This is a genomic window from Promicromonospora xylanilytica, from assembly GCF_054782895.1.
In genome coordinates, this window is record NZ_BAAGRP010000002.1 from 334,586 (window position 1) to 349,598 (window position 15,013).

Here is a 15,013-nt window from a genome sequence, read left to right on the forward strand (position 1 = left end):
GGTGGCACGCAGCGAGGCTCAGTACCAGCCCACCGACTCCGAGTGGCCCCACGCACCGCACGGCGTGCCGTAGCGGTCGGCGATGTAGCCGAGGCCCCACTCGATCTGGGTCGCGGGGTTGGTGGCCCAGTCGGAGCCCGCGGAGCCCATCTTGGAGCCGGGCAGCGCCTGCGGGATGCCGTAGGCACCCGACGACGGGTTGGCCGCCTGGTAGTTCCAGCCGGACTCGCGCTCCCACAGGAGCTCGAGGCAGGTCCACTCCTGGCCTGTCCAGCCGCGGGCCGCGGCCATCTGCTGGCCGATCTCCTTGACGGAGCCCGACGGCGCGGGCGCGCTCGGCTCGCTCGCCTCGGTGGCCGCCTCGACCTCCGGCTCGACCGGAGCCTCCTCGACGACCGGGCGCTCCTTGGTGCCCTCGACGACGACGCGGTCGACCGGCTTGCTGGTGACCTTGTCGGAGAGCTCCTCGCGGTGCACGACCTCGCCGTCGACCGTACGCACCAGGATGACGCGGGTGCGCACACCCTCCTTGCCCTCGGTGCGGACCAGGTCGCCCTCGTCCACGTAGCGGTCGTCGTCCTGGACGGTCTTCGTGTCGAAGTCCAGGTCGGTCTTCTTGGTGACCTTCTTGGTGTCCACGCGCTGCACCTGGACCGCGACGTCGGCCCCGGCCTCCTTGGCCTGCTTCGCGCCCTTGGGCTTGATCGCCTTGTCCTTGGCGAGGTCGGCGACCGGCACGATGCTCACGAGGTCGTTCTTGCGGACCTCGACGTCGACGTCCTTCAGGACGCTGTCGATGCTCGCGGCGTGGTCCTCGACCACGCGGGTGGAACCGTCCGCCACGACGGCGACGGGTCCGTCGTCGTTCAGGCGGAGCGGGAGCGAGACGCGGTCGCCGGCACGCGACGCCACGAGGGCGACGTCGCCGCCGCGCTCGGCGAGCGTCGTCAGGGCCTCGTTCGCGTCGGTGACGGTGACCCAGACGTCGCGCTCCTTGTCGCCGTCGGTCATGGTGACCTGCCGGGCGTAGCGGACCACGACCTGATCGCCGTCGGAAAGCTTGGCGTCGGTCCCGGGGGCCACGACGTCGCGCTCGCCCAGACGGACGCCCTGCGACTCGAGCATGCCCTCGACGGAGCCGGCATAGGTGGTGATGGTCTTGGAGGTGCCGTCCACGTCGAGCGTGACGGTCTTCTGTGCCTCGGCGAAGGCCACCGACCCGGACGCGACGATCGCGACGGCCGAGAGGCCGGCGACGAGCGGCCAGCGACGGCGACGCTTCGAGGGTGCGGCCTGAGGTGTCAGGGCCTCGGACTCTGAGTTGATGCTGGGGATGGAGCCAGAACTCTGCTGCTCAAAACGGGGGTTCACTCGTGTCCAGTCGTCGGACGTCCCGGGCACGGGCGGCGAGCCGGGGCGCCCGCGTGCGCGGGAGTCCCTACCACGATGCGGCCTGGGGGCCAGGCGACTCTTGCGAGCCGTCGCGGTCTCGACCGGCCGATCCGGCGGTCTCGCACTACCCGCGACGTGCCGCGGCCAGTGCCGCCCTGCCGCCGTTGAGATGCGTGTGGCCTACACCACGTCACACCCCCACGCCAGCGAGGACAACCGAACGTAACTGATTTGTTACCGCTCGGCCAAGTGTCTTGAGATGTTCCCGGTGTGTTCTCGGTCACTCGTCCTGGACGGGCGTCCAAGTCCGCGAGGCACACCTGGGGGGTCGACAGAAGGTCGGCTGCTGGTCAGTGCTGGCCGGGCGTGGGCTTCTTGGCCGGCTCAGGCTTCGCGTCGGACCCCGGTTTCGAGTCCGGCGCTGGCTCGTCGTTCGGCTTCGACCGGGACCCGGATTCGGGCTCGGACTTCGACTTCGGCTTGGGCTCGGACTTCGACTCGGGCTTCGACTCCGACTTCGGCTTCGGCTTCGGTTCCGGTTCGGGCTCGGGTCGTTCCTTGGTGCCGTACATGATCACCCTGTCCACGGGTGCCTGCGCGACCCAGCTGTTCAGCTTCTCCTTGTCCACGACCTTGCCGTCGACCTTGGTGACGTCCCACGAGGTGACGCGCTTGCCGACCGCACCTTCGGACGCCACGTACGGGCCGAGGTCCGCGTAGTGGTTCGGGTCCGTCGCCGTCACGGTGTCGAACGGCAGCTCGCTCGAGGTCTCCTCGATCACGCTCTGCACCTCCGTGACCACGACGGTCAGCGTGGGCGCGCCCGCCTCCGCCGCCCGGTCGCGCTCGACGGCCACCCGGTCGTCCCCGTCGACCGACACGTCCTGCGCGGCGAGCAGCTCGTCGAGCATCACGTCGCCGTCGGCCACCTGCTGCGTCTTGCCGCGCACCACCAGGTTCACGGGACTGTCGGCGTCGAGCCGCAGAGGGAGCGTCACGGTCCCGTCCGCCCGGGCCGGGAGCAGGACCACCTCGTCGGCCCCCTCGGAGAGACCGGCCAGTGCCTCGTCGGCGTCGAGCGCGGTGACCCAGGCGGTCCGCCGCTCGCCGTCGGCCCGCAGGGTGACCTTGTGGCCGTAGCGGACCACGACGGTGCCACCCTCCCGCAGTGTTCCGTCGAGGCTCGGTGTCACGGAGTCCCGTCCGCTGACCTCGACACCCTCGTCGGTCAGGAGGTCGGCCACGTCGCCCTGGAACGTCTCGACGGTGGTGACCGTGCCGTCCACGTCGAGCGTGACGGTCTTGTGGGCCGCGCCGTAGGCGGCGACGCCCCCGGTGCCCGCGATCGCGACCAGCGCGACGCTCGCGAGGACCGCCACGGCACGGCGGCGCCTGGGCGGCTCCGGCTCGGGCGGCGGCGGGGGCGGAGGCGGGGGCGGGGGCCCCAGCACGGTGCCGTCGACGGCCACGACCGGCATCGGACCGGAGGGATGGCCGGGTGGAAGGCTGGCCATCACGTCGGACATGACGCCGGCCTCGGTGCCGGCCGCCGCGAACATCGCGGCGGGAAAGACCTCGTCCGCCGGTGGTGGCGGGCCGAAGAGCTCGGTGATGCCGACGTCGCCGTCGACCTCAGGGTTGATGACTGAGTTGCTGGGGCTGCCCTGAGCCGGATGCGGAGATGTCACGCGAGTCCAGTCCTCGAGCGGTCCGGGCACGGAGGCCGGGGCGGCACGACTCGCACGCGCCTCCCGCGCGGGGCGCGGGCCCGACCGACCGATCCGGCGGTCCTTGAGACGGTAACCCCGCCGTTACCGAATGCAAGCCCTATTCGATGATTTTCGGCGATTCGGCCGGCAAATGGCCCGGAACGCTCGGCAATACCCCAAATGTCTTCGGGTGAAAGGGCGGCTCAATACCAGCCGATCTCGACCGAGTGCGCCCATGCGCCGCACGGGGTCCCGTAACGGCCCGAGATGTACCCGAGTCCCCATTCGATCTGGGTCGCCGGGTTGGTCAACCAGTCGCTGCCGACGGTCGCCATCTTGGAGCCCGGGTTCGCCTGCGCGATGCCGTACGCGCTGCTGGAGGGGTTGTCGGCGTTCCAGCGCCAGCCGCTCTCCTTCTGCCAGAGCTGGTCCAGGCAGGAGAACTCGTCGGCGCCCCAGCCGCGCTCCGCGGCCATCGCCTGGCCGAGGGCCCTGGCGGAGCCCGGGTCGACGGGCGCGGTCGCCACGTCCATCGTCCCCACCACGACCACCTCGTCGACGGGTTCCCGGACCACCTTGCGGTCCACCTCCGTGCGCTCGATGACGGCACCACCAACCGTCTTGACCGCGTACTTGATCTCGACCTCACCGGGTACGCCCGCGGTGCGGATCGACTCGTATCCCTGCGGGAGACTCGAGTCCTCGACCGTCTCGGTCTTGAAGGGCAGCACCTCGGTCACCGTGCGCGACGACGACACGTCGCGGCTGACCATGATCACCATGCCGTCCACCGCCGCCGCGTCGAGCGGCACGGAGGTGACGTCGCCCCCGGCGAGTGAGATGCCCGCCTCCTCGAACACGTCGCGCACCGTCGACCGGGCGGTGTGGAACTCGAGCACCGAGCCGTCAACGGCGATGTTCACCTGCTTGACCGTGGAGAACCGGACCGGGTCGCGGTCCAACCGGGTGTTGCGGGACGCCGTGGCGAGCGCGCCGTCGCCGCGCGGCCCGAGGGCCGCCATCAGCTCGCCGACGGTGCCTGCGGTGGTACGGAGCGTGATGACCTGCCCGTCGAGCTCGACCGTCACCTCACGGCTGGTGCGGACCACCACGGTGTCGCCCGACCCGACAGCGGACCCGCCGACGGGCTGCACGACGTCGTCCCGGTCCAGCTCGATGTGCTGTGACGCGAGCGCCTCGGCGACGGTGCTCCCGTAGACGCCGACCGTGCGCACGTTGCCGTTGTAGTCGATCGTCAGGGTGTTCGCGTTGGCGACGTACACACCGCTCACAGCGGCGAGCGTGCCGACGACGACACCTCGGACCACCCAGCGGGCCGCTCGGCTCGCGAGCCACGGCCGTGCGTACCTCACCACGAGCACCAGACCGTAACGGAACAAACCGTGCGGGAAAAGGCATGTGGGCAGGAAATGAAATGCCACATTCTTCGCATCAACCGGCCGTTCTCACCAGCTGCCGTAGACGCGCTCCGAATTCGCGGCAATGTCCGCGCACAGCTTTCGGAGGTCTTCTTCGAGGTGAGCCGCCATGAAACGGGCCGTATGCGCGGCCGCGAACGGGCCGTTCGGCTGGCCCCGGAACGGGTGCGGCGTGAGGTACGGCGCATCCGTCTCCAGCAGGACCAGCTGCCGTGGCGCGGCGGTCAGCGCCGCCCGCAGGTCGTGGTTGGCCTTGAACGTGACCGGCCCGGCGAACGACAGGTACCAGCCGTTCTCGGCACAGACACGAGCCATCTCGGCGTCCCCGCTGAAGCAGTGGAAGACGGTGCGCTCGGGCGCCCCGTCTGCCAGCAGGACCTCGATGACCTGGGCGTGCGCGTCCCGGTCGTGGATCTGCAGGGCCAGACCCAGCTCCTTGGCCAGGGCGATGTGCGCACGGAAGCTCTCCCGCTGTACCTGCTCACCCCTCGGGCCCGTGCGGAACAGGTCCATGCCCGTCTCGCCGATGGCGCGGACGCGGTCGTTTCCCTTCGCGAGGTCTGCGATCTCGGCGAGCGCGTCGTCGAGCCCCACCGCGTGGTGCGCCGCGGGCTGGGGCGTGAGCCCGTCGGGCCCCACCTCGAGCACGCCGGCATGCAGCACGGCTTCGTTGGGATGCACGGCAAGAGCCCCCACCACCCCCGCCACCCGTTGAGTGCTGGCTTTTCGCCCTGTTCCAGCCCCGACAGGGGGCGAAAAGCCAGCACTCAACGAGGTGAGGAGGGCGGCGGTCCAGCGGGCCGACGGGAGGTCGCAGCCCACCTGGACCACACGGTCGACGCCAGCCGCCGCCGCGCGGGCCAGGTGGTCCGCCACCGTCGGCGGCCAGGCGTCGCCCGGCTCGCCGTCCGGCGCCGTGGCCGGGAGCACGGCAGCGATGCTGTCGAGGTGGGTGTGGTTGTCCACCACAGGGACGGGCAGCGGCTCCGGCTCGGCCGGGAACCCGCGCTCGCGCGTGCGCTTCGCCATCTCCGGGTCAGTCCACCGGCCCGGCGCCGAAACGCTCGCGGAAGCCTTCCAGGTCCTCGTCGCTGATCTTGGCGAACAGCACGGGCGGCACCGAGAAGGTCGCCCCCGCAGGAACCACGTCGAGCGACGACGCCGCCTCGGGCGTCACCCAGGTGGCGGTGTCGCCGTCGAGGGCGAACACGCCCCGCAGCGCCGCCGCACTCGCCGGGACGAACGGCTCGGACACCACGGCGTACAGGTGGATCAGGTTCATCGCGGTGCGCAGCGTGACGGCCGCGGCATCCTGGTCGGTCTTGACCTGCTTCCAGGGCTCCTTCTCGACCAGGTACGCGTTGCCCGCCGACCAGAGCGCGCGCAGGGCGCCCGCGGCCTTGCGGTACTGGAGTGCTTCCATGTGCTCCTCGAGCTCCGCGAGCAGCCGCGCGACCTCCGCCCCGAGCTTCTCCTCAGCCGCACCCGGCGTACCGCCCGCTGGGACCGTCTCGCCGAACCGCTTGGCCGAGAACGTCAGGACCCGGTTCACGAAGTTGCCGAGCGTGTCGGCGAGATCCTTGTTCACCGTGCCGGCGAAGTGCTCCCACGTGAACGAGGAGTCGTCCGACTCCGGCGCGTTCGCGATCAGGAAGTACCGCCAGTAGTCGGCCGGGAGGATCTCCAGCGCGGCGTCGGTGAAGACGCCGCGCTGCTGCGACGTCGAGAACTTGCCGCCGTAGTAGGTGAGCCAGCTGAAGCCCTTGACGTAGTCGACCATGGTCCACGGCTCGCGGACGCCGAGCTGCGTGGCCGGGAACATCACCGTGTGGAACGGGACGTTGTCCTTGGCCATGAACTGCGTGTAGCGGACGTCGGTGGCCTCGTACCACCACGACTTCCAGTCCCGGTTCTCGCCGTCGGCGGCGTCCGCCCACTCCTTGGTGGCGCCGATGTACTCGATCGGGGCGTCGAACCAGACGTAGAAGACCTTGCCGTCGGCGGCGAGCTCCGGCCAGGTGTCGGCCGGGACCGGGACGCCCCACTCCAGGTCACGCGTGATGGCGCGGTCGTGCAGCCCCTCGGCGAGCCACTTGCGCGCGATCGACGTCGAGAGCAGCGGCCACTCCTTGCTGTTCTCGTCGATCCACGCCTCGACCTCGCCCTGCAGCTTCGACTGGAGCAGGAACAGGTGCGTCGTCTCGCGCACCTCGATCTCGGTGGAGCCGCTGATCGCCGAGCGGGGGTTGATCAGGTCGGTCGGGTCCAGCACGCGGGTGCAGTTCTCGCACTGGTCGCCGCGCGCCTTGTCGTAACCGCAGTGGGGGCACGTGCCCTCGACGTAGCGGTCGGGCAGGAAGCGCCCGTCGACCGGCGAGTAGACCTGCCGGATGGCGCGCTCCTCGATGAACTCGTTCTCGTGCAGGCGCCGCGCGAAGTGCTGGGTGATCTCCGCGTTCTGCGGCGACGAGCTGCGGCCGAAGTAGTCGAACGTCAGGCCGAAGCCGTCGTAGATCTCCTTCTGAGTCTCGTACGCCTGGGCGCAGAACTCGGCGACGGGCTGGCCGGCCTTCGCGGCGGCGAGCTCCGCGGGCGTGCCGTGCTCGTCCGTGGCGCAGATGTACAGCACGTCGTGGCCGCGCTGGCGCAGATACCGCGCGTAGACATCGGCCGGGAGCATCGACCCGACCATGTTCCCCAGGTGCTTGATGCCGTTGATGTACGGAAGCGCACTGGTGACAAGGTGGCGAGCCATCGCTGGATGCTCCAATTCGTAAGGACGGGAAAAACTTCTCTCCAATCCTAGAGCCCCGGAACCAGCCGGTTACGCGCGTGGCTGTGGTGACGGGTCCCGCCGGGTCAGCGGACGACGGCGGGGTCGATCTCGTCGGCCCAGTCGAGGAAGCGGTCGACGATCTCGCGGCGCCAGTGGGCGCCTACCTCGTACGCCTCGAAAGACTCGGGGCTCTTTGCCCGCACCGAGCGGAAGCGATCGGCCAGCATTCCCCGGTCGAACGGCAGCGCTTCCTGCCTGTCCCCGATCGCGAGCACCTCGTCCCGAGAGAACCGTCCCGAACGCACCACCGCGTCGATATCGATGAAGTCACGGGTCTCGCCACGCGACCACAGGGCGCTCATCTTCCCCGCCACCGCATCCCGGACATCGAGCACCGGGCCGATCTCGAACGTCGCGGGAGCGAACTCCCGATAGTTCACCCCGATCTGGATCGAGCTCGTCTCGTGCGTCGCGTCGTCGGTCACGCTGAAGTCCGCGAAGGTCTGACCGATCCGGTTGTCGTGCACGGACATGCCCACACCGAGGAACGCCGCACGCAGCTTGGCGACCGAGATCTCGAAGAGACTGGGCTCGTAGACGTTGGTGAACAGGTCGACATCGGCCGACGGCCGGTCACCGATGCCGTTGGTCGAGATCGCGTAACCACCGGCGAGCACGAAGCCGTAGCTCTCCAGCGCCTCGAGCCCGATCCGGGCGAGGCGCTCATGGAACGGGAGCATCAGGCGACCCGCGCCGCTCTGGAGCGTGCCGCGAGCTCGGGGAACCTGTGCTCCCAGACAGCCCGGCACCTGGCGGGCAGGTCCAACCGGGGCCACAGCCGCAGCAGAAGACCTCGGTCCAGGATCGCCACCTGGTCGTCGACCGAACCATCGCGAACGGTCGCGCTGTAGAGCTCCCTGGCCCGCCGCACGTTCGAGACCTCGTACACCGGGTTCATGCTCGTGTCGATGTGCGGCCCCACCGTGACCACCCCCGAGGTCGGCCCCCGCAGGTCGCTCAGCGAGTCCGGGGTGGCATACGGGATGTGGTCGGCATAGACGTAGCCGCGCGGCACCGTGCGGTGCACGCGAGGTTCTGCGGGCATCCTGCTCACCCCCTCCCGGGCTCGTGCTGACCTCTGCCTCGAGCCTACGACGAGGCCGGCTCTCACCGACAGGTTATGCACAGCCCTAGTCGTCTGCAACTGTGCGGCGCGGCCCGAGCCGCTTCCGCCGACGTCACTCGGCGACGTCACTCCCCCGGCGGCGTCAGCCGGATCCGCAGCAGCCGGTCGTCGACCGGCCGACCGTCCTCCGTCATCGGCTGCCCCCGGCCGTCCGTGTTGTTCGTGAGCACGTACAGCTCACCGTCGCCCGCCGCGTGGACCGCCCTGAGCCGGCCGAACTCGCCCTCCAGCAGCGCCTGTGGCTCCCCGAACCCCGGGCTCTCGCCGTCCGCCACGGCGGACGGGTCCCCGAGCAGCGGCACGCGCCACAGGCGCTCGCCCCGCAGCGACGCCAGGTACACGGCCTCGTCGGTGACGGCGATGCCCGACGGCGAGGCCTCCGACGTGGGCCACCACGCGACCGGGTCGGTGAACCCGTCCTGGTCGTCAGCGCCCTCGCCAGGGCCCTCGACGTCCGGCCAGCCGTAGTTGCCGCCGGGCTCGATCACGTTGAGCTCGTCGAGGTGGTCCTGCCCGAACTCGCCGGCGAACATCCGCCCGCTCGGGTCCCAGCCCAGGCCCTGCACGTTGCGGTGCCCCATGGACCACACGGGCGAGCCGGGGTCGGGGTTCCCGGGTGCCGGCTCGCCGTCGTCCGTGACACGCAGGATCTTGCCGCCCAGCGACGCCGGGTCCTGCGCGGTGGCGGTGTCTCCGGCGTCGCCCGTGGCGGCGTACAGGAACCCGTCGGGGCCGAGCGCGATCCGGCCGCCGTTGTGGTTGGAGGAGCGGGGGATGCCGTCCAGGATCGTCGTGAGGTCGCCCAGCACCATGTCGTCGAGGTCCAGCTCGGCGCGCAGCACGGCGTTGTCCTGCTCCCCGGTGCGGTACAGGAAGACGGTGAACAGCGGCCCGGTGTCCTCCCGGTCCACGGCCACCCCCAGGAGCCCGCCCTCGCCGCCGGCGACGGTCTGGTCGGCGAGCTGCTGCGAGCCTGCCCCGGTCACCGGCTCCACGTCGCCGCTCGGGTGCACCACGGCGAGCGTCGCGTCGTCACGCATCGTGACGAGGAACCGGTCGCCGGGCAGCGCGGCCATGCCCCACGGGACCGCCAGCTCCTGTGCCACGACCTCGACGTCGGCCGTCACCGGGCCGTCCCAGGGGTCATCGCCGGTCGGCGCCCCGCCCGAGGCGGTGGGACTTCCCGAGGCGGTAGAGCTCCCCGAGGCGCTCGGCGAAACGACCCCGGGCTCGACCGACCCGGTGCACCCCGAGAGCACCACCCCTGCGACGACGATCCCCACCAGGCGCCGAGCACGTATCCCGTCCACCCACCCATCCAAGCACCGCGCGGCCCCGCGCGGTCGGTAGTTCGTCACATGATCGGCAATCCGAGCGGCCGATCATGTGACGAACTACCGACCACTCGGGCGTCGGCACCCGTGGCAGAGTGGGGGCATGAGTGTTGTCCAGCCAGCGGCGCCCCGGCGGGCCCTCGTCGTCGTCGATGTGCAGCCCACGTTCTGCGAGGGCGGCGAGCTCGCCACGGAGGGCGCGAACGAGATAGCGCGCCGCGTGGCCGCCTATGCCGCCGAACACCGTGACCGGTACACGACGGTGCTGACCACCCAGGACTGGCACATCGATCCGGGTGAGCACTTCAGCGACAACCCGGACTTCGTGGACTCGTGGCCGCCGCACGGCATCGCGGGCACCCCCAACGCCGAGCTGCACCCGGCGCTGGCCGGCCTCGAACCCGACTTCCAGCTCAAGAAGGGCCAGTACTCGCACGGGTACTCGGGCTTCGACGGCGCGGACGAGCACGGCCGCAGCCTCTCGACGATCCTGTCCGAGGCCGGGGTGACCGAGGTCGACGTCGTGGGCCTCGTGGAGTCGCACTGCGTCAAGCACACCGCGCTCGACGCCCGCCGCGAGGGCCTGGCGGCCCGGGTGCTCACCGACCTGACGATCCCCGTCTCGCCGGAGCAGGGTGCGCTGGCGCACAAGGAGCTGACGGCGGCCGGCGTGGAGCTCCGCGACTCCTCGACGCTCTGACGTGTCAGACGTACAGGTCACCCGGGTGACCTGTACGTCTGACACGTCGGCGTCTGGTCAGATCCAGCTCGGCAGCAGCATCAGCCGCTGCCAGTACTCGTACGGCACGGGCATGGCCGTCCAGATCGGGTAGTACAGCACGCTCACGCCCACGATCAGCAGCACGACCAGGGCACCCAGCCAGCACACGATCCGCCGGTCGCCGCTCCGGCGCGACGTCCGCTCCAACCCGACGGCCAGCAGGTACACGAGCGTCAGTACCACGAACGGCGTGAAGACGATCGTGTAGAACGTGAAGATGGTCCGGTCCGCCAGGGGCCAGGAGTACTGGAACCAGGGCAGCCAGCCGGCCGCGATCCCGGTCAGGGCGGCGGCGCCACGCCAGTCCCGGAACCGGATCGCGAGCACCAGGACCACGGGGATCGCCAGGGCAGCCAGCCACCACAGCAGCGGGTTGCCGAGCGACGTGACCGCCGTCGCGCAGTCACCAGCGGCATCGGCCGGGCAGGGACCCTCACCGGGCGCGTACTTGTCCCAGTAGAACGACGTCGGCCGCCACTGCACGATCCACCCCAGCGGGTGCGACGCGTAGTTGTGGTCCGAGTCCAGGCCGGTGTGGAAGTCCCACATCATGCGGTGGTACTCCCCCAGCGACCGCCCGGCCTCCCACGCGCCCAGCGCCCAGCCCCAGTCCGGCCACCAGCCCGGCGGCGCCACCCCGTTCACCACGGCCCAGTCCCGCAGGTACGACTTGGGGTGCGCGAACCAGGCGGACCACGACGCCACGTACACGGCGGCCACCGTCGGCAGCATGACGAGCGCCGCAGGCACCGCGTCGACCACCAGCGCGTCCTCCCACCAGCGCTCGACGCCGGCGGTGCGGCGCGCCGTCATGTCCCAGACGACGGTGAGTACGCAGAACGCCGCCACGAAATAGAGACCCGACCACTTGACGCCGCACGCGAGGCCCAGCGACACCGCCGCCGCGAGCCGCCACCCGCGGAACCCGAGGCGCGGACCGTACTTGCCGATCGCGCCACCCGCCTCGACGATCTGCGCCACCCGGTCCGCGAGGCGCCGTCGGGCCCACTCGCGGTCCAGGACCAGGCAGCCGAACGCGACGAGCACCCAGAACATCAGGAACTGGTCCAGCAGCCCGGTGCGCGAGTGCACGATCGCCTCGCCGTCGACCGCGAGCAGCAGGCCGGCGACCAGACCCAGCAGGGTGGACGAGAACAGGCGCCGCGCGATCCGCACCATCAGCAGCACCGCGAGGACGCCGATCACCGCGCTGGCGATCCGCCACGCCATCGGGTCCTCGGCGCCGCCCATCAGACGCATCCCCGCCGCGATCATCCACTTGCCGACGGGCGGGTGCACCACGTACTCGGCCTCGTCGGTCTTGTACGAGCTGACGTCGCCGGCCTCGAACGCCGGGTTGGGCTCCTCCGGCCAGGCCGCCTCGAAGCCGAGGCTGGCCAGCGACCAGCCCTCCTTGACGTAGTACGTCTCGTCGAAGACCAGCTTGCCCGGGCGGCCCAGCTCCCACAGCCGCGCGCCCGCGGCGACCGCCGTCACCAGCAGCGCGCCGAACAGGCCCCAGAGCCGGTCCGACACCCTGCGCCCGAGCGCGAGCCGGCGCTCGCCGAGCAGGTCGCGCAGCAGCCGGTCGCGCACCGGGGGCTCGGGCCGCTGCGGCCGGGCGACGGCGGGGAACGACCCCGTGGGCGTCATCTGACCGCCCACTGCCTCCCGGCGCACGTGAGCGCCGTACGTTCCGGGCAGAGCCTGTCGCGCTCCGGCGAAGTGCGCTCCTGTGGCGTCAGGCTGCTCAGACACCGGGCCAGCATAGAGCGTGGGACCCTGTGGTTCATGACCGACCCGTCCCCGGTTCCCGGGCCCCCGCCCGAGGCCGGCTCCCTCGTCCTGGCCGCCACCCCGATCGGCAACTCGGAGGACGCCTCACCCCGGCTGATCCGGCTGCTGGCCCAGGCCGACGTCGTGGCGGCGGAGGACACCCGCCGGCTGCACGGTCTGGCCGGGCGGCTCGGCGTCGAGGTGCGCGGCAGGGTCACGAGCTACCACGAGCACAACGAGACGGCCCGGGCGGACGAGCTGCTCGACGTGGTCGCCGGCGGCGGCACCGTGGTGGTCGTGACCGACGCCGGGATGCCGTCCGTTTCCGACCCGGGGTACCGCGTCGTCGAGCGTGCCATCGAGCGCGACCTGCGGGTCACCGCGGCGCCCGGGCCGAGCGCGGTGCTGACGGCGCTGGCACTCTCCGGCCTGCCGACCGACCGGTTCACGTTCGAGGGCTTCGTGCCCCGCAAGGCGGGCGACCGCGCGAGGACGCTCTCCGCGCTGGCCGCCGAGCCACGCACCATGGTGTTCTTCGAGGCCCCGCACCGGATCGCGGAGACGCTCGGCGCCATGGCTGACGCGTTCGGGCGGACCCGGCCTGCGGCTGTCGCGCGCGAGCTCACCAAGACCTACGAGGAGGTGCTGCGCGGCCCGCTCGCCGACCTCGCGGAGCGGGCCGCCGCCGCACAGCTCCGCGGCGAGATCTGCGTCGTCGTGAGCGGGGCGCCCGCGGTGCGGACCGGCGTGGAGGACGTCGTCGGCGAGGTCCTGGAGCGGGTCGCCGCGGGAGAGCGGCTCAAGGCCGCGGTGGCGGAGGTCGCGGAGGTCGCCGGCGTCCCGAAGCGGGACCTGTACGCGGCGGCCCTCGCGGCCCGCCCCGCCAAGTAGTCAGGTCCTCCCGCACGTGTCAGAAGCGTGGGTCACTCCGGCGACCTGTGTGCCCGACACGTGCGGGGGATCTGACAGGTCACCAGTCGATCTGCGGGGTGGGGTGGTACCGGGCGCCGTCGCGGCGCCAGGCGGCCGCCTCGATCGGCACCCGGGTCCGGAACGACTCCCAGTCCTTGTTGCCCGGCAGCGACCAGGCAGTCTCCGCCACCGCGGCGAGCCGGGGCAACAGCATCGAGAAGAGGTCGTCGCGGCTCTGCAGGGTCTCGGTCCAGACCGCCGCCGAGACACCCTCGATCGCCGACTCGGGCAGCCCTTCGATGAGCGTCGCCGGGTCCCAGTCGTAGGAGTCGTGCAGCTCGACGAACGCCGCCCACTGCTGGCCCAGCGGATGCTCTGGCGTGTACTTCATGTCGAGGTAGGCCCGCGTGGCCGGCGACATCACGAACGAGGCGCCCGCCTGCGCGGCGGCCAGGAACGGTGCCGGGTCCGGCCGGGTGTCCCAGTACTGCAGCACGGTGCCGGGTCGGACGAGCTCGGGAGCCCCGCCGTCCGCAGCCGCACCACCGTCCGCCGCCGCACCGCCGCCCAGCGCCGCCACCGCCGCCTGGTCGCCGTGCGCGGAGCCCGCTGCCTCCTGCCAGGCGACGGGCGTCTTGCCCGCACCGGCGATGATCTCCTGGCACAGCACCACGAAGCGGCCGAACTCCTCCGGCTGCATCACCAGCACCTCGTCACCGCCGAAGTGCACCCACGGCCCCAGGGTCATGCGTGCCACGTCGGTGAACACGTCCCGGAGGAAGGGCTCGGTGGCAGGCAGGTCGATGTGCAGCTTGGAGAAGCCCACCTCGATGCCGTCGTAGGTGTCGGTCGGCTCGCCCGACGGCATGAGCTCGCCGTAGGCGTGGGTCGCCGCGTTGACGTGCCCGGGCACGTCGATCTCGGGGACGACGACGATCTCCCGCTCGGCCGCGTACTCCTGCAGCTCGCGGTAGTCGGCGGCGCTGAGGAACCCGCCGCCGGCGCCGTCCACCGCACCCTGCGACGACTTCTCCGTCAGCGCGGGCCGCGAGGGGATCTCCAGGCGCCAGCCCTGGTCGTCGCTCAGGTGCAGGTGCAGGCGGTTCATCTTGTACGAGCCCACCAGGTCCACGACGGCCCGGAGGTCCGCCGGCCCGAACCAGTGGCGCACCACGTCCAACGAGAGCCCGCGCCACGGGTAGCGGGGCTCGTCCCGGACGACCACTGCGCCCACCTCGAGCGGTCCGGCCGCGTCCCCGCCGTCCGCCGCGTCCCCGCCGTCCGCCGGGTCGCCGCCGTGCCGGCCCGCGTTGACGAGCTGGCGCAGCGTCCGCACACCGTGCAGCAGCCCCACGCGCTCGGGCGCCGCGACGGTCACGCCGTCGACGGCCACGGTCAGGGTGTAGCGCTCGGGACTCGTGGAGCCGACAGGGCCGGCGGCGGCGTCCGTGGTCAGGACGACCGGTACGGGGCCGCCGCCGTCGGGGTCGCCGCTCCGCGCGGAGGCGTGGGGGCCCGGGGGCGCCGGCAGCACGGACACCCCCGCGGTGGCGAGCAGCTCGGCGGCAAGGCGCGCGAGCACGCCGTCGGGCGCCTCGAGGGTGATGGTCCTGAGGTCCAGCACCCCCTCCGCTCGCTCGAGCTCGACAGGTGCAGGGATGACGACGTCGGCGACGACGGCCGCGCCGGTGCTCACGGTGCTCACGAT

Annotated in this window: 12 protein-coding genes; 2 read left to right on the top strand and 10 right to left on the bottom strand. The window is 71.5% G+C overall.

Annotation, left to right across the window (positions count from 1 at the left end; translation table 11 throughout):
• Positions 1-18 precede the first annotated feature (18 nt).
• The 8 genes from ACYVK7_RS03195 to ACYVK7_RS03230 all read right to left on the bottom strand — a co-directional run bounded on the left by ACYVK7_RS03195 (position 19) and on the right by ACYVK7_RS03230 (position 9,629).
• Positions 19-1,371: an aggregation-promoting factor C-terminal-like domain-containing protein gene (locus tag ACYVK7_RS03195; protein WP_460886224.1), complete on the bottom strand. Its 1,353-nt coding sequence runs from the start codon at positions 1,369-1,371 to the stop codon at positions 19-21.
• A 371-nt stretch (positions 1,372-1,742) separates the two neighbouring features.
• On the bottom strand, positions 1,743-3,080 hold the full coding sequence (locus ACYVK7_RS03200) for a ubiquitin-like domain-containing protein (protein ID WP_460886225.1): 1,338 nt from the start codon (positions 3,078-3,080) through the stop codon (positions 1,743-1,745).
• Positions 3,081-3,304: 224 nt separating this feature from the next.
• Positions 3,305-4,474 (bottom strand): aggregation-promoting factor C-terminal-like domain-containing protein, encoded by a 1,170-nt coding sequence (locus tag ACYVK7_RS03205; RefSeq protein ID WP_460886226.1) that lies wholly within the window; start codon positions 4,472-4,474, stop codon positions 3,305-3,307.
• A 93-nt stretch (positions 4,475-4,567) separates the two neighbouring features.
• On the bottom strand, positions 4,568-5,569 hold the full coding sequence (locus ACYVK7_RS03210) for a TatD family hydrolase (protein ID WP_460886227.1): 1,002 nt from the start codon (positions 5,567-5,569) through the stop codon (positions 4,568-4,570).
• 7 nt (positions 5,570-5,576) lie between these two features.
• A complete protein-coding gene (gene metG, locus ACYVK7_RS03215; protein ID WP_460886228.1) occupies positions 5,577-7,295 on the bottom strand; it encodes a methionine--tRNA ligase in 1,719 nt (572 codons plus the stop codon).
• Between the two features lie 104 nt (positions 7,296-7,399).
• Positions 7,400-8,056 (bottom strand): nucleotidyl transferase AbiEii/AbiGii toxin family protein, encoded by a 657-nt coding sequence (locus tag ACYVK7_RS03220; RefSeq protein WP_460886229.1) that lies wholly within the window; start codon positions 8,054-8,056, stop codon positions 7,400-7,402.
• Positions 8,056-8,421, bottom strand: coding sequence for a hypothetical protein (locus ACYVK7_RS03225; RefSeq protein ID WP_460886230.1), 366 nt, complete (start codon positions 8,419-8,421; stop codon positions 8,056-8,058). Before ACYVK7_RS03225 ends, ACYVK7_RS03220 begins: the two co-directional genes overlap by 1 nt.
• Before the next feature lie 146 nt (positions 8,422-8,567).
• On the bottom strand, positions 8,568-9,629 hold the full coding sequence (locus tag ACYVK7_RS03230) for a PQQ-dependent sugar dehydrogenase (protein WP_460886231.1): 1,062 nt from the start codon (positions 9,627-9,629) through the stop codon (positions 8,568-8,570).
• A 310-nt stretch (positions 9,630-9,939) separates the two neighbouring features.
• Between ACYVK7_RS03230 and ACYVK7_RS03235 the strand changes: the two genes are divergently transcribed.
• A complete protein-coding gene (locus tag ACYVK7_RS03235; protein ID WP_460886232.1) occupies positions 9,940-10,536 on the top strand; it encodes an isochorismatase family protein in 597 nt (198 codons plus the stop codon).
• Positions 10,537-10,593: 57 nt separating this feature from the next.
• Here the strand turns inward: ACYVK7_RS03235 and ACYVK7_RS03240 are convergent, their stop codons facing one another.
• On the bottom strand, positions 10,594-12,375 hold the full coding sequence (locus ACYVK7_RS03240; RefSeq protein WP_460886233.1) for a dolichyl-phosphate-mannose--protein mannosyltransferase: 1,782 nt from the start codon (positions 12,373-12,375) through the stop codon (positions 10,594-10,596).
• A 33-nt stretch (positions 12,376-12,408) separates the two neighbouring features.
• Here ACYVK7_RS03240 and rsmI point away from each other — a divergent pair, with 33 nt between their 5' ends.
• The gene (rsmI, locus tag ACYVK7_RS03245) at positions 12,409-13,284 is read left to right on the top strand and encodes a 16S rRNA (cytidine(1402)-2'-O)-methyltransferase (RefSeq protein WP_460886234.1); all 876 of its coding nucleotides are present in this window, start codon (positions 12,409-12,411) and stop codon (positions 13,282-13,284) included.
• Positions 13,285-13,363: 79 nt separating this feature from the next.
• On the opposite strand, the gene ACYVK7_RS03250 is transcribed toward rsmI, so the two are convergent.
• Entirely contained in the window at positions 13,364-15,010 is a 1,647-nt protein-coding gene (locus ACYVK7_RS03250; protein WP_460886235.1) for a family 20 glycosylhydrolase, read from the bottom strand.
• Positions 15,011-15,013 lie beyond the last annotated feature (3 nt).

What these genes read in the sequence shown, in the direction of transcription:
- ACYVK7_RS03210 (WP_460886227.1), bottom strand. Translation starts at nt 5,569, where the DNA reads ATGGCGAAGCGCACGCGCGAGCGCGGGTTCCCGGCCGAGCCGGAGCCG.
- metG (WP_460886228.1), bottom strand. Translation starts at nt 7,295, where the DNA reads ATGGCTCGCCACCTTGTCACCAGTGCGCTTCCGTACATCAACGGCATC.
- ACYVK7_RS03220 (WP_460886229.1), bottom strand. Translation starts at nt 8,056, where the DNA reads ATGCTCCCGTTCCATGAGCGCCTCGCCCGGATCGGGCTCGAGGCGCTG.
- ACYVK7_RS03225 (WP_460886230.1), bottom strand. Translation starts at nt 8,421, where the DNA reads ATGCCCGCAGAACCTCGCGTGCACCGCACGGTGCCGCGCGGCTACGTC.
- ACYVK7_RS03235 (WP_460886232.1), top strand. Translation starts at nt 9,940, where the DNA reads ATGAGTGTTGTCCAGCCAGCGGCGCCCCGGCGGGCCCTCGTCGTCGTC.
- rsmI (WP_460886234.1), top strand. Translation starts at nt 12,409, where the DNA reads ATGACCGACCCGTCCCCGGTTCCCGGGCCCCCGCCCGAGGCCGGCTCC.